Consider the following 14,876-nt stretch of genomic DNA (forward strand, 5'->3'; position numbering starts at 1 on the left):
TTTTCTTGTTTTCTTGACCCTACATTAGATTCTTCTGAGTCCTTGTGTCAAGCCTAATTGAGATGCTCTTACCCTGGAGAAAAAAGCTCCTTCCCGATAAATGTTAAAATATTGATGTGAAGAATTATGACTGACAACACTTTAATCGTTTCTCCTGAATGGTTGGCCACCAATACCGACAATCCGCAAGTTGTAATCATTGACTGTCGTTTTTCTCTTGCCGACCCTGAATTGGGACAAAAACAATATCAAGAAAGTCACATTCCCGGAGCTTTCTATTTAGATTTAAACCGCGATCTCGCGAGTTCAGTGGGCAAACACGGCGGTAGACATCCGCTGCCAAATATTGAAGAATTAGCTGAGAAATTGAGCGCGATCGGCATTAATTCACCAGAAACTTTAGTCGTCGCCTATGACGATTCGCGGCTGGCTTTTGCCGCTCGTTTGTGGTGGCTGCTGCGATATATGGGACACAGCAAAGTCGCTTTGTTAGACGGCGGTTTCAGCGGCTGGAAAGCGGCGGGCTATCCGGTAACAAATACTTTGCCCGACCCCCGCGAGGGTAAATTTGTTGCTCACTTGCAGCCGGATTTGGCGGTAGATATTGAGGCGGTAAAAGAGCGTAAAGACTTGCCGGGGAAGGTTTTGGTTGATTCGCGAGAAAGCGAGAGATATGAAGGTTTGCGGGAGCCGATCGACCCCATTGCAGGTCACATTCCGGGTGCGGTTAACTATCCTTGGCAAGGAGTGACGGATGAAACTGGAAAAGTGCGATCGACCTCGGAACAAAAACACCGATGGACGGAATTAGAAAAAGCGGAAGAAATCATCGTTTATTGCGGTTCTGGGGTAACGGCTTGCGTTAATTTACTGTCTTTAGAAATCGCTGGGATTCCCGATGCTAAACTTTATGTCGGTAGCTGGAGCGACTGGTGTTCTTATCAGTTGTAGGGTGCAGGATCGAGATGATTGTTGACTGTTGACTGTTGACTGTTGATTGTTGACTGTTGACTGTTGACTGTGATTTGTAGGGTAGCCGGCCTTGGTGTCAACTTAATGTTAAACCCTCAGTCCGGCAGCGGTTGAAAAAAGAGCCTCAAAGCGAAATTCCTCGCTATGAGGACTAATAGACCTCTTGCAAAAGTCCTTTTCATAAATTTATTGGACGGGCTCTTCGGCCCATCCCACAAGAAAAAATAACTCTTGTGGGATGGGCCGAAGAGCCCGTCCTAGTTATTTTTGCAAGAGGACTAATGAGTTCTTCAGTCCTCTTTGAGAGGACTTTCGCTATGAGACAGGGAATTCATTCCCTGGCGGACTGTTGGGTGAGCGGGAGGACTGACGGACTCAAAGCTTAAGTTGACACTAATAGGTAGCGGGTAATCACTTCGACTGACATCTTGCACCATTCTCAAGAACAGGCAAGATGCCTGTTCCACAAAGAGTAGATTTTCTTGTGGAACAGGCATCTTGCCTGTTCAGAAGGCGAATTAAATAATACCCTAAAAATCAAAATAAATATAAGGCAAACCGCCTTTAGGAGCCAACAGCCAAACCGCATACAAACAAAGCGGCACTAACACCAATTTCATCGGCCAATTTAACTCCAATTTCAAACCCCGACTCAACGCATAATTCCCCAGCATCGCCACAGCCAAAGCAGCCAACATCCAAGCTAAACTCACTCTATCTAAACCCAAAGCTTCTACATAAACTTTCTCAGCAAACTGCACGTCAGCAGTGTGTCCCCACAAATGCGAAATCGCCCATCCAGAATCCTTTACATCGGGAAGGCGGAAAAATATCCAACTACTAAAAACCATCGCCTGAGTCAACAGCCAACCGATCGCAATCCCGATCGGATTTTCCCACAAAAACTCGATCCGCAACCGCTTAAACAGCACATCAGTCAGCCTGTGAACAGCCAAAGCTAAACCGTGTAAACCCCCCCACACAATAAATCCCCAAGCCGCCCCGTGCCAAATTCCCGCAATTAACATGACGATCGACAAATTCAGACAAGTGCGCCACAAACCGACTCGCGAACCGCCCAAAGGAAAATACAAATAATTGCGTAGCCAATCGCCTAAAGTCATGTGCCAGCGTCGCCAAAAATCAGCTATGCTGGCACTAAAATAAGGAAAATCAAAATTTGGTGGCAAATACCAACCCAGCAGCAAAGCAGTACCGCGCGCCATGTCAACATAGCCACTAAAATCGAGATAAAGTTGCAGCCCGTAAGCAAAAATCGCCAGCCACAAATCCTCGCTACCCGCCCGCTGCAAGTTGGTAAAGCTTAAATCGACATAAATTCCCAAGTTATCTGCGAAAAGACCTTTTTTTACTGCACCAAAGGCGATCGTCCAAAGTCCCTCAGAAATGCGATCGGGCGTCGGAAATTGCTGGGTTTTCAGTTGATATATCAAGTTGTGATACCGAGTAATCGGGCCGGAAATCAGTTTGGGAAAAAACAACTTGTAAGCAGCAAAGTGCAGCAGCGAAGTAGCAGCAGGCGCGCCTCGGTACACGTCAATCAAATAAGCAATGCACTCAAAGCAAAAGAAACTCAATCCCAGGGGTGCGATGACGTGACTTTTCACCCAGTCAGCCCCGTCGATAGCTACAGGCCAATTGAACAAAGTGCCGATCGAACTCAATAAAAAAGGCACATACTTAAAGCCCAGAAGCAGCAACACATTCAGGCAGATTCCTATCCACAGCAGCAACAAACGGCGGCGGTTCCAAGATTCATTAGCAATCCGCCAATCCAGAGGTTCCCCAATCGCCATCGCCAAGCAGTAATTAAACAAAGCACCGACTAACAGCAGAGGAATGTACCAAATTTGCAGCGAAGCGTAAAAAATTAAACTACCCGCCAACATGATGAACAGCCGCCACCACCGCAGCGGAACCAACCAGTAAGCCGCGAACAAAACTAACAGAAACAGGGCATATTGAAGGGAGATGAAAGTCATACCATTTTAGATTTTGGATTTTAGATTTTAGATTTTAGAATTGGGAATGGCTTATTTTGTATGGGTTTGGATTACGGGCCTACTGTTGCATTATTTTTATTAGACCTCTTGCAAAAATCCTTTTCCTCAATTGATGGGACGGGCTCTGGGCCCCATCCCACAAGAGTTATTTTTTCTTGTGGGATGGGCCCCAGAGCCCGTCCTAATTATTTTTGCAAGAGGTCTATTAATCGAGACTTTGCTAAGAACGAGATTTATCATGGATTTTAGCCGATCGCCCACACGAAAATATGCCCTCGGTAAGTCCCTACTGTATAGTCGGCAACTGAGAACTGCTACATTTTACAGCACAAAGGTTAAATGCTGTTGCAAATTAAATAAATCTTGCCTGCTATAAATTAACTCTCTTACGAACAATATAAAATTCGATGAAAAAAATATAATTAGGTTGGCAGCATCGGACTTCAGTTCTCAACAGCTACAATTCCTGATATCGTTTCCCTTCGCATCGCAATAATATTTTTCATCGTGCATTCCTAGCATCCCGCACAGCAAAAAAGTGATGTAACCCAAAATGTTTTGAATTCATCACGATAGCAGGTATTTGACAAGTAGTTCGATCGCATTTCACCCCTTCCAAAACGTCAAATTCAGTCATACCCGGCATCATAATGTCCATAAAAATTGGGTTCGGCAAAAAACAGCCGAACCCCAACCTTCAGCGCCGTCGGCGACCTATATCGCAGTACAATGAATTTCTGCCAGCAAGTTTTTCAGCAAATACCGAAAAACTATCTTCATCCTCCTCAATCAAAACTTTGGCTGCTGAATCCGCCGCTGGCGATCGCCCGGAACCCCGCAAGCTACGAGAATTTGCGCTGGTCAGCGGTACTTCATCTGTCTTAGCAGCGGACATTTCCAAAGGGTTTTCTTCCTCTCCCGGATACAGAATCGGCAGTGTCACAAAAAAAGTCGAACCCACTCCGGGTGAACTGGTGATTTCAATACTTCCCCCTAGAAATTCCGCCAGTTTTTGGCACAGAGACAATCCCAATCCAGTGCCTTTTACCCCCTTCTGCAAGGGGTTTTCGAGTTGGACAAATTCTTCAAAAATCCGCCTTTGGTCGGCTGGAGGAATGCCGATGCCCGTATCTGCTACTGAAAAAGTAACTGTTCCCTCCTTTCCTATTTCCGCAGCAACTCGAACTTCACCTGCTTCGGTAAATTTGAGGGCATTAGAAATCAGATTTCGCAAAATCTGAGAAACTTTTCCCTCGTCGGTTGTGAGGATTGGAAGTTCGAGAGGATCTTCAAAAATTATAGAAACGGCAGAGTTTTGGGGAAGCAGGGGGCGCATCATTCCTCGCAGGGCGCTGAACAAATCTTCGACTTCAAAATCAGCCAAGCGAACAGTTAGTTTTCCGGCTTCCACTTTGGCTAAATCTAACGAGTCGTTGACAAGTTCTGCGAGAGACTCGGCGGATTTGTAAATGTAATTTACTTGCTTGTCCTGTTCGGCTGAAAGTTCTCCGTCGAGGCGATTTAACAATATTTCGGAAAGGCTCATAATTGCCGTTAGCGGAGTGCGAAACTCGTGGCTCATATTGGAGAGAAAGCTGGTTTTGAGTTCGCTGGCGCGCCGGAGAGATTCGGCTTTATCGTTCAATTCAGCGTAAAGTGCCAGGACTCCGCGATTGGTATCTTCTAGTTGTTGATTTAATTGTACGAGTTCTTCTTGACGCTGGCGGAGTTCGTCTAAAGTGCGTAGTAATTCTTGATTTTGCTGCTGAATTTCGGCATAGGGATCTTCGGGAATTTGGCGCGCTAGTTTGTCAACTAATTGATTTAGTTCGATCGCACTCAGCGCAGGCATATGTTTGGAAAACTGTTTAATTAATTGTACAGCCGTTCCGCGATCGGGCCGAGAGTCGATTTGCACTTCGTCCATCAACCGTTTCGCTGCTGCTAAACCGAGTCCCGCGCCGGTTTGCGATCGAAAATTGGGACTCAACACAGCCGGTAAATCAGCAATTCCCGGCCCCGTGTCGGAAATCCGAGTCCGAAAAACTTGGGGCGATTCCCCTTCCACAATGAATTCTACTTTGCCACCGCCTGCATATTTGAAAGCATTGCGGGCAATTTCGGAAACTGCTGTGGCGATGCGAGTTTGTACTTGGGAATCAAATCCCAGCCCTTTAGCAATTTGGCGAGCTCTTTGGCGTACTTGTACGATGTCTTGTTCAAAGCGGACTTCCGTCGTCAGGATTGGGTAACTCACGCTGCTTCTCTCACCTTGGCTACTATAACTGTCATGTCATCGCGAGTGCGTTTGAAATCCCGGTAGAGCACGGCTGCGATTAAAGCAGGATGTCTGGAGGCTAAACCCGGGTAGCGGTTTAAATTCCACTGCGCCGCCAAACCGTCGGAGTGCATGATGAGTAGGGACTGCTGCGACCAAGGATAAACAAATTCTGCTACTTTTCGCATCATATGTCCAACTGTGCCGTTGTAGGAAACCATGCTGCGGCTTTGGTTATCTGTGACAACTACACCGCTGATGTTGCCAATTCCGGCAAAACAAACTGTTTGTTGGGTACGATCGATTTGGGCGATCGCCGCAGCCGCTCCTCTGGTATTTTTTAAAGCAGCGTGCGCTTTCTCTAAAATTGCTTTCGGCGCGAGTTTGGCGTTTTCCTCAAATACCCGCACTGCTTCGCCAGAGGCTTCCTGGGCCAAATCCCCGTAGCCGAGCCCGTCTGCAACTAAGATCAGGTGTTTGTCAAGGTGATTTTCCGCCGCCCAGGAATCGCCGCAAATTTGCTCTCCTGCTTTTGGCAAGTGGACGACCCCAAATTCCAAGTAATTGCTGTTTTGGGATGCTTCCCGGCTATTTTGGGTCGGTTCCAGCCGCGCTAATAAAGCTGTCCCCAGTTTTGGTACAGAATGAATATCAAAAAAACTAGAGAGGCGTTTAATTGCCCCCAGTCCAGTTCCAGGGCTTCCCGCTGTAGAAAAACCGTCCCGCAGACACAGCGCGACATTTGCCATTCCTTCGCCGCGGTCTAGCGCTACTATTTCAATGCTATATCCTGCCGCTGTTTTTAATGTTCGCAGCAAAAGTTCTCCTTCGCGGGCGTGCTTGACCAGGTTTTTTGCGGCTTCCGTGGTAACAATTGCCACTTTACCGCGATCGGTCTCGTTAAATCCGACTTCGGTCGCTAGGGCGACTGCAATTCGGCGCGCTTCTCCCACTTGACTTTCTTCTGTTACGGGCAGGGCTACGGCATCTATCATTATTTTGTAGTTCTCATCTTAAGCTGGCGCGCATTTAAAAAGTCATTAGTTCTTAGTCATTAGTCATTAGTTCTTAGTCATTAGTCATTAGTCATTAGTCATTAGTCATTAGTCATTAGTCATTAGTCATTAGTCATTAGTCATTAGTCATTAGTTTAGTTAGCGAGGGGATGGCGATCGCGCGATCGACCTCAGAAACCGGGTTTCTACTGAGATTTCTCGTTACCCAACCCAAAACTCATAGAAACCCGGTTTCTCATTAGTCATTTGTAGCGCGCGCGACCCCACTCTCTCCCAATCTCCCACTCTCCTTACTCCTCATCGCCAGCGGACGATCGCAATTTTAGTCCCCTTACCCACTTTGGAAACAATCTCAAATTCGTGCATCAACCGCTTGGAACCACTGAGCCCCAAACCCAAACCGTGATTAGAAGTATAACCGTCAGTCATAGCCAATTCGATGTCTGGAATTCCCGGGCCCTTGTCTTCAAATATCAGCTTCAGCCCTTTGCGGGTTCCTAATTGGAGCGTTTCGAGAGTTACAGTTCCCCCTTTGCCGTACTCTACAGTATTGCGGGCGAGTTCGCTGGCTGCGGTAACGATTTTCGTTTGGTCTAATAAACCGAATCCCATTGCTACAGCCCAACTTCGCACTTGCTGTCGGACGTGGACTATATCGGATGACGATCGGATTTCTAGTGTCTCACGTTTTGACATGGCGGCTACTGTACCAAAATAGAACTTCTCCACAACATATAGGACTTACCCTCAACAACTTAGTTTCTCCTAATAGGACTTACGCACTTACTACGATTTTCTCTCAAAAGAGAACATAGTGAAGGAATCTCAAACCTTTGATTTAACCCCCTTGAGTGCGTAAGCCCTGTCCTAAGAAATCTTCGGTTTGTCAACAAGGTATCTACAAACAAACTAGGTTTCTTGACTGCCTGTGCCTCAGTCAGGGGACCATAAATCTTCCTTGTCAACAGAAAACCCCAAGGATTTTCTTAACAAAATCATGCCCTTTTCAACGCTTAAAGCTGTGCGAACTCCTGTCAGGGAAAGCCCCAACTCAACGAGCGTAATAGCAACGGCTGGCTGCATCCCGACCACAACTGTTTCCGCATCTAAAATTCGTGACATACTAGCGATATTGTTGATAATGCGACCGATAAAGGAATCAACAATTTCTAGAGAAGAAATTTCTATCAACACACCTTTGACGCCTGTTTTCACGATGCGGTTCGTTAGGTCATCTTGCAGCGTCATTGCTAAGCGATCGTGCATATCTACTTGAATTGTTACTAGCAAAAATTCTCCCATTTGAAGGATCGGTATTCGTTCCACAAATTCACCTATGTGTTAAGCTTTACTAAAATTTTCATCTCAGACTGCAATATGTTTATTTTTCCTCTTTAATATTTTTTATAGTTAAACCTTGGCGCTGCAAAGCGACTTTAAAAGCATCTGCTAAAGTAGCTTTTGTGAGAATATCCTGCAAGTCAACTCCCAAGTGAACTATGGTTTGAGCTATTTGCGGGCGAATGCCACTGATGATGCACTCAGTACCCATTAAACGGGCGGCTGCTACAGTTTTTAATAAATGTTGAGCAACTAAAGTGTCAACAGTCGGCACGCCTGTAATGTCTAAAATCGCAAATTCTGAGCCGCTTTCCATGATTTCCTGCAACAGAGTTTCCATTACTATTTGAGTGCGGGCACTGTCGAGAGTCCCGATCATGGGTAAAGCGAGAATGCCTTGCCAAAGTTTGACTACGGGTGTTGACAATTCGAGCATTTCTTGCTGCTGGCGTTCGATGACTTCTTCGCGAGCTTTGAGAAAAATTTCTGTCACCCAAAGGCCAAGCTGGTCTAATAAACTGGTGGAAAGCCAAAGTTGTTCGACAAGTGCGTCGCGGTTTTCTGTCAGTTCGTGACAAAGCCGATCGAACAATGGCTTTTTGAAGCATAAAATGAAACTCGCTATCTCTGAGGGAGTAAAGCCTCTCTGAACGCGCGATCGCGAAACTTCTGCTAGCAACAGCCGCATATTTTCCCATTCGGGTGTCTGGATGTCGCTAAAGTTACCGTGCCCGACTGCAATGTGGAGCAATTGCAGGAACTCTTGACACTCGGAGCGCAATTCTTTGGCTCTCATCAAGTCGTCCCGCCGCAGCCCGGTATTTTGCAGTTCTTTGAGCCAGTCTGCTAGTAACTCTGCTTTGTGTCTTTGTAGGATTTCCGCGATCGTGTTATTGCTTGTGAGTTCCATTAAAATTATCTCCTGCTTAGCAATTGGGATGAAGTTGTACGAGCTATCGCACCAAGCGTGTTTTTTGATGGGGCAACTTCTGAGTTTAGCTCACTGTTTGCTGTTTGCGATCGAGGGTTAAGTACCTAATTGTAAAATGCGTTTGACGATCGCACTGGTAGAACTCGGAACTTCTATTTCGATTAAGGAAATCTTGCCACCTCCGGCGATAACGGCCGGTGCTTCCGGCAGAGTTTCGAGTTGATAGTCGCCTCCTTTAACGTATATATCCGGCTTCAGGATATTTATCAGTTTAGTTGCTGTAATTTCGGAAAAAATTACTACGGCGTCTACTGGTTTGAGGGCTGCTAACACTTCGGCTCGCTGATTTTCCGGTACGATCGGGCGGGGTGGCAATCCCGGCTGCTGCGGTTTGATAGCTTGCACGCTGGCGTCGCTATTCAATCCCACCACGAGCGATCGCCCCAAATTTTTTGCCGCCTGCAAATAGCGGACGTGACCGCAGTGCAGGATATCGAAGCACCCGTTAGTAAACACGATCGGACGCCACTTGTCCGGATCGGATGCGATCGATCTTTCAACTTCTTTCAACGTGTAAACATTAGAAATCATTGCAGTCCTTACCACCAAATTTGAACAGCGAGCAAAATTATCCTACCAAAAAATCTGAAGGTTTGCACTTTTAACATTGAATAATAAATCCTTCTACCTGGCAATAATTAATAGTTGCCCATGACTAAATAGGGATTAGTAATTTGTGACTCTTAAGGAAGAAGGTATAAGTAAAAATTACCTGCGACGAAGCTGATATGGTAAACCGAATTCCCAGTAAAAAACCGCTATTCGTGTATTTGTGACTGCCGTATCCTGCTGTTGGTAATTGGATGTTAAAAAGGTTGGTAAACAATTATTTATTCCCGCCCTCTCTTATATCAATTACTATAAGACAAGGGATGAGAGTTCCACCGCATCGGGCAGGCGATCGGGGAGTGAGAGCCCTAGGGGGTGAAACCCTACGAAACGCGCTCCTCCTGTGTCTATTATTTCTGACACCGCCGCGCGAGCGAAAGCTAGTTAAAGCCAGGAACCCAAGCGTGCAGAGCTCATCTTGACGCTGGATTCCTCAGACTATAGAAGAAGCCAGCAGTTGCTTGCTGCAGTTTCTGGGCGCTATCTTGACCAAGCTTTACAGCTACCCCAGAAGCGTACAGCCTCCTGTGTCCAACTCTGCATAGCTGTGCAGAAACTCGACCTTTTGGGTCGCAACCGCAGCCTGTGAACACCCAGAGGAAAGTCGAGTTCGGTACCCCAAGCAGCTATTTTGGTGGAAAATAGCTTAACTCGTTCAACAAAATCCACTCAACTACCCCCTTGAATCTAACGGTGTAGAATTATCTAACACGAATTATGAAAGCAAGTAATAGCCGTCAATTTTCTTCAGTAGCTGCTCGAACTCTAAAAGTAGTCGGGATTATCTTGATTCTCTCTGCTTTGCTTCAGTGCATTGTTCTGTCGCTGCCGGGAGAAACTTCGGACTTTCTCAATCGAGGCTGGCAGCTTGCCGCAGCAATTCAGATAGTTGACAGGGGCATTATTCCTTTGATCGGAATCGCCCTGCTGATGACGGGCTTTTGGGTTGACAGCAGCAGTGGAGTCTCTATTGAGCGACGCAACGTTTGGCTGGACTTGCGATTCTGGGCGCTGTTGATTTCCAGCTTGTTAGGTCTAGTTTACCTATCTCTGGTTCCCGTTCACCTCAACAATACTCGTTTGGAACTCAAGGATGCTCTGGCTCAAGTGGATCAAGAAGCGGGACAAGCGGAAGGTCAACTTGAGGCACAACTTAAAAGCCCTCAATTTAAAGCTCAGGTAGACCAGCTCAAAAGCCAGCGTCGCAGCCAGATAGGGGCGCTGCTGGAAGACGACGGGAAGCTGCAACAAGCACTCAAGAGTCCAGAGGTTCCCAAGGAATTGAAAGCTGTGCTTGAGGAGTCGAAAAATGACCCGAAAGCCCTCGACAAGTTCCTGGAACAGCAAGCTCAATCACTTCCCACTCAAGCTCGCAACGAGATTCGCACCCGCAAGCAACAAAAAGAGAAAGAGTTAAGAACTCGATCGAGAAATTCGAGTTTGCAGACGGGAATCAACAGTTTATTGTTAGCGATAGGCTACATTACTGTTGGTTGGACGGGATTGAGAAGTATGGGAATTCTGCGGTTCGGCCGCCGCAAAAATTGACCGGCGCTGGCAGGGAACCCGCTGGTCGAGACATCCCTGAGAAATAGTTTGTTTACCCAATAGTTGGCCCTTACTCAAAGCTGGGAATGTTCTCAATTTATATTCTGACTTACAACGAAGAGATTGATATCGCCGCTTGCATTGAATCGGCACTGCTTTGTGACGATATTATTGTAGTTGATTCTTTCAGCACCGATCGCACCCTTGAGATTGTTCAGAACTATGCCGTGCAAACAGTGCAGCACCGCTTTGAAACTCACGGACGCCAGCGGACTTGGATGCTCCAAGAAGTCCCGTGCAAGTACGAATGGGTTTACATCCTCGAAGCTGACGAGCGGATGACGCCTGCACTGTTTGCTGAATGCTTAAAGGCGATCGAAACTCAAGAATATATCGGCTATTACGTAGCTGAAAAAGTAATATTTATGGAGCGCTGGATTCGCCGCAGCACTCAATATCCCCGCTATCAAATGCGTCTCTTTCGCAAAGACCGAGTGTGGTTTACTGACTACGGTCACACTGAACGGGAAGTCTGCAACGGGCCTACTCACTTTTTGAAGGAAACCTACCCTCACTATACTTGCAGCAAAGGTCTTTCCCGCTGGATTGAAAAGCACAACCGCTACTCGACTGACGAGGCTGCTGAAACTCTCCGCCAATTAGAAGCGGGTCAAGTAAATTGGTGGGGTTTATTGTTTGGCGCGTCGGAGGTGGAAAGGCGCCGCGCTTTGAAAGATTTTTCTTTGCGCTTGCCTTTGCGGCCTGTGGTGCGCTTTTTCTATATGTATATTTTACTGGGCGGATTTCTTGACGGCCAAGCGGGATTGGCTTGGTGCACGCTGCAAGCTTTTTATGAATATCTAATTTTGCTGAAAGTTTGGGAAATGAAGCATCTACCACTGCCCAAGTTAGAGGTAGTGGCCGAACAATCTCTTTCGGAAGTAGTAACAGTTGAGCCGTCAAAAGTTTCTTATAATCTTGGCGCTTCCGATACTCGAAATTAAAAATTGGTAAGAGGTACGCTCGCCTAGCGGTAGTATTTGGAACTTGTACCGTCGCAGTTCCCCGCCGATCGAACTCGAGGGGTAGCCTAAGTATTTAGAAGTGGTATTATATCCTTTCGGTGTGCACCGAAATTATTCATCTCTCTCTTCTCTTCCTCTGTGAACTCTGCGTACTCTGCGGTTAAATCATTCCGGTGCAACCGGAATTAATATTAAGGAATGAGAATTAAATAACTTCCACAAGTTTGTGGGATGGGCGTCCCGCCCGTCCTTTTTGGACGGGCGGGACGCCCATCCCACAATAACAATTAAAATTGTAAGTTATTTAATTCGCGATCCTAAACTCCTTAAATCCCAAGAAAGCGAATCCGTTGCAGAACTTCCTTTTTTCGCAACAACAAAACAGAAAAAACCCGGTTTGTCCAAAAAACCGGGTTTCTGAATACCCTCAAATTTTTAGGTTTAATAGAGTTTTGATTCTTCTTAACTCAAAACTCTCACGACTCACAACTTAAAACTGTTGAGATTTTGCTGTGGTTTTTGCCCGATCGAGCTTTAAGATCAACACCCCCAAAGGTGGCAAACACAAGTCGATCGAATAAGCACTGTTGTGGAACCACCACTCCTCAGTCCACTTGCCCCCCAAATTCCCCATATTGCTACCGCCGTATTCCCGCGCATCGCTGTTAAACAACTCCGTATAGAAACCTGGTTCCGGTACTCCTACGCGATAGTGAGAGTGGGGCTGCGGCGTAAAATTGCACACCGTCACCACAAACTCGTCGCCATCCTTCTCTCGGCGCACAAATGCCACGACACTGTGTCGATTGTCGCTGCAATCAATCCACTCAAACCCATCCTCAGCAAAATCTTGACTGTAAAGTGCCGTTTCGCTGCGGTACAAATTGTTCAAATCTTTAAAAAACAGCTTCAACTTTTGGTGCGGCTCGAATTGCAGCAACTGCCACTGCAAATCCCCCCAAACGTTCCACTCGTGCCACTGGCCGAACTCCATCCCCATAAAGATCGTTTTCTTGCCGGGATGAGCAAACATAAAAGTAAACAAACACCGCACGTTTGCAAACTTTTGCCATTCGTCCCCTGGCATTTTCCCGATGATGTGGGCTTTGCCGTGCACTACTTCATCGTGGGACAAAGCCAGCATGAAATTCTCGCTGTGGTTGTACCACATACTGAAAGTTATGTTGTTCTGGTGGAACTGGCGGAACCACGGGTCCATGTGGTAATAGTCGAGCATATCGTGCATCCAACCCATGTTCCACTTCAGGTTGAAACCCAAACCGCCTACATAGGTCGGCCAAGATACCATCGGCCAAGAGGTAGATTCTTCGGCGATCGACAGCGCCCCTGGGAAATAGCTAAAAATGACGTGATTCGCCTGACGCAGAAAATCTGCAGCCTCGATATTTTCCCGGCCCCCGTACTGGTTGGTCAGCCATTCTCCCGGTTCGCGGCAGTAATCCAAATAAAGCATCGAGGCCACCGCATCTACGCGAATCCCGTCGATGTGGTACTTGTCAAACCAGAACAGAGCGTTTGATACTAGGAAATTCCGCACTTCGTTGCGGCCGTAGTTAAATACTAGGGTTCCCCACTCTTTGTGCTCGCCCTTGCGGGGGTCGGCGTGTTCGTACAAGTGAGTTCCGTCAAAGAAAGCCAAACCGTGGCCGTCTTTGGGGAAATGTCCCGGTACCCAGTCCACCAGTACGCCAATGCCGTTGGCGTGGCACTGGTCAACAAAATACATGAAATCTTCAGGTGTGCCGTAGCGGGAGGTTGGGGCGAAATAACCGGTGACTTGATAGCCCCAAGAACCGTCGAAAGGATGTTCGGCGATGGGCAGCATTTCGATGTGGGTGAATCCCAAATCTTTGACGTAGGGTATCAGCCGATCGGCTAATTCCCGGTAAGTCAGAAAGCGCGCCCCAGGATTGAGTTCCGAAACCTGCACGGCGGGTTGTATTTCCCCGTTTGGTAGCACGGCGGGTTCGTCAGTAGCGGCGTGCAGCCAAGAACCGATGTGGCATTCGTAAACCGAAACCGGCTGCGTCAGTGGGTCTGTGTGCCGCCGCTTTTCGATCCAAGCGCTGTCGTGCCAAGTGTAGGTGCTTAAGTCGGTGACAATTGATGCTGTTTTCGGCCGCACTTCTTGCTGGAAACCATAAGGATCGGACTTTTCGTAGGGATGTCCGTCTTGGTTTTTCACTTCGTATTTGTAGGAAGTTCCCACGGATAGTCCCGGAATAAATAATTCCCAGATGCCGTTTTGCGATTTCCGCATTTGATGTTTGCGGCCGTCCCAATAGTTGAAATCTCCTAAAACAGAAACATTGCGAGCATTCGGGGCCCAAACGGCAAAATATACTCCTGTGATGCCGTCTACTTCGGTGAGGTGCGCCCCGAGTTTTTCATAAATCCGGTGGTGATTGCCTTCTGAGAATAGGTGCTGGTCGAATTCTGTGAGTTTGGGCGATCGAAAGGCGTAGGGATCGTATATGAAGCGCTCGTGTTCCCCTTCTTTGACCCGCAATTGATAGTTTGCTAGTTCTGGGGTGTCGATCGTACATTCAAAAAAGTGAGGGTGATGATCTGATTTCATCGGGTATTCGGCCCTGGCCTCCGGCAAAACTACCGATACCGCATCCGCATTCGGCAGATAAGCTCGGACGACCCAGACTTTTTTGCCATTTTCTTCGATCGCGTGAGGGCCTAGCACTTCAAATGGATCTTGGTGCTGATTCCAAACAATGCGGTCAATCTGTTCAAAGGGGACGGTCGCGGGCATAAAACTACTTACCTCAATCTTTTAACTAAATGGCTTTCAAAACCTAGAGCGGCGCTGCACTTTACATTTCGATACATTTTTGATTGCTGATCCTACCACTGATTAGCACGATCTTGACTGCTGCAGATCCAGCCCGCGTCCTTGCACACACAGCAGGCTGTTGCCTTGCCGACGGCCGAGCTGGGGTTTTACTGCTAACATCTAAGGATAGTCAATTAAATAATTTCCCTTTTTTCTTGTGGGATGGGCGTCCCGCCCGCCCAGAAAGGACGGGCGGGACGCCCATC

At 47.2% G+C, this 14,876-nt stretch carries 12 protein-coding genes; 3 read left to right on the forward strand and 9 right to left on the reverse strand.

The features are described from left to right. Positions 1-126 precede the first annotated feature (126 nt). Positions 127-951 carry a sulfurtransferase gene (locus QT992_RS31290; RefSeq protein ID WP_333321203.1) on the forward strand — a complete coding sequence of 275 codons (825 nt, stop codon included), beginning with the start codon at positions 127-129 and terminating at the stop codon, positions 949-951. A 311-nt stretch (positions 952-1,262) separates the two neighbouring features. On the opposite strand, the gene QT992_RS31295 is transcribed toward QT992_RS31290, so the two are convergent. The 8 genes from QT992_RS31295 to rfaE2 form a co-directional block, all read right to left on the reverse strand. Beyond that, positions 1,263-1,469: a hypothetical protein gene (locus QT992_RS31295; RefSeq protein ID WP_333378539.1), complete on the reverse strand. Its 207-nt coding sequence runs from the start codon at positions 1,467-1,469 to the stop codon at positions 1,263-1,265. 33 nt (positions 1,470-1,502) lie between these two features. Next, the gene (locus QT992_RS31300; RefSeq protein WP_333378542.1) at positions 1,503-2,975 is read right to left on the reverse strand and encodes an MBOAT family protein; all 1,473 of its coding nucleotides are present in this window, start codon (positions 2,973-2,975) and stop codon (positions 1,503-1,505) included. A 718-nt stretch (positions 2,976-3,693) separates the two neighbouring features. Beyond that, positions 3,694-5,253, reverse strand: coding sequence for an ATP-binding protein (locus QT992_RS31305; protein ID WP_333378546.1), 1,560 nt, complete (start codon positions 5,251-5,253; stop codon positions 3,694-3,696). Continuing rightward, positions 5,250-6,269 (reverse strand): ATP-binding SpoIIE family protein phosphatase, encoded by a 1,020-nt coding sequence (locus tag QT992_RS31310; RefSeq protein WP_333322542.1) that lies wholly within the window; start codon positions 6,267-6,269, stop codon positions 5,250-5,252. Before QT992_RS31310 ends, QT992_RS31305 begins: the two co-directional genes overlap by 4 nt. A gap of 318 nt (positions 6,270-6,587) precedes the next feature. Further along, a complete protein-coding gene (locus QT992_RS31315) occupies positions 6,588-6,986 on the reverse strand; it encodes an anti-sigma regulatory factor (RefSeq protein WP_333322520.1) in 399 nt (132 codons plus the stop codon). Between the two features lie 237 nt (positions 6,987-7,223). Beyond that, the gene (locus QT992_RS31320) at positions 7,224-7,616 is read right to left on the reverse strand and encodes an STAS domain-containing protein (RefSeq protein WP_333322522.1); all 393 of its coding nucleotides are present in this window, start codon (positions 7,614-7,616) and stop codon (positions 7,224-7,226) included. 55 nt (positions 7,617-7,671) lie between these two features. After that, entirely contained in the window at positions 7,672-8,541 is an 870-nt protein-coding gene (locus QT992_RS31325; RefSeq protein ID WP_333322523.1) for an STAS domain-containing protein, read from the reverse strand. A 117-nt stretch (positions 8,542-8,658) separates the two neighbouring features. Then, positions 8,659-9,153 (reverse strand): D-glycero-beta-D-manno-heptose 1-phosphate adenylyltransferase, encoded by a 495-nt coding sequence (gene rfaE2, locus QT992_RS31330; RefSeq protein WP_333342794.1) that lies wholly within the window; start codon positions 9,151-9,153, stop codon positions 8,659-8,661. Positions 9,154-9,948: 795 nt separating this feature from the next. Here rfaE2 and hpsJ-B point away from each other — a divergent pair. Then, the gene (gene hpsJ-B, locus QT992_RS31335) at positions 9,949-10,779 is read left to right on the forward strand and encodes a hormogonium polysaccharide biosynthesis protein HpsJ (protein ID WP_333322526.1); all 831 of its coding nucleotides are present in this window, start codon (positions 9,949-9,951) and stop codon (positions 10,777-10,779) included. Positions 10,780-10,865: 86 nt separating this feature from the next. Continuing rightward, positions 10,866-11,783 (forward strand): glycosyltransferase family 2 protein, encoded by a 918-nt coding sequence (locus QT992_RS31340; protein ID WP_333322527.1) that lies wholly within the window; start codon positions 10,866-10,868, stop codon positions 11,781-11,783. Positions 11,784-12,294: 511 nt separating this feature from the next. Here QT992_RS31340 and glgB read toward each other — a convergent pair. Continuing rightward, on the reverse strand, positions 12,295-14,589 hold the full coding sequence (glgB, locus tag QT992_RS31345; protein ID WP_333343046.1) for a 1,4-alpha-glucan branching enzyme: 2,295 nt from the start codon (positions 14,587-14,589) through the stop codon (positions 12,295-12,297). Positions 14,590-14,876 lie beyond the last annotated feature (287 nt).

This window comes from Microcoleus sp. T3_D1 (assembly GCF_036700405.1).
GTDB lineage: Bacteria > Cyanobacteriota > Cyanobacteriia > Cyanobacteriales > Microcoleaceae > Microcoleus.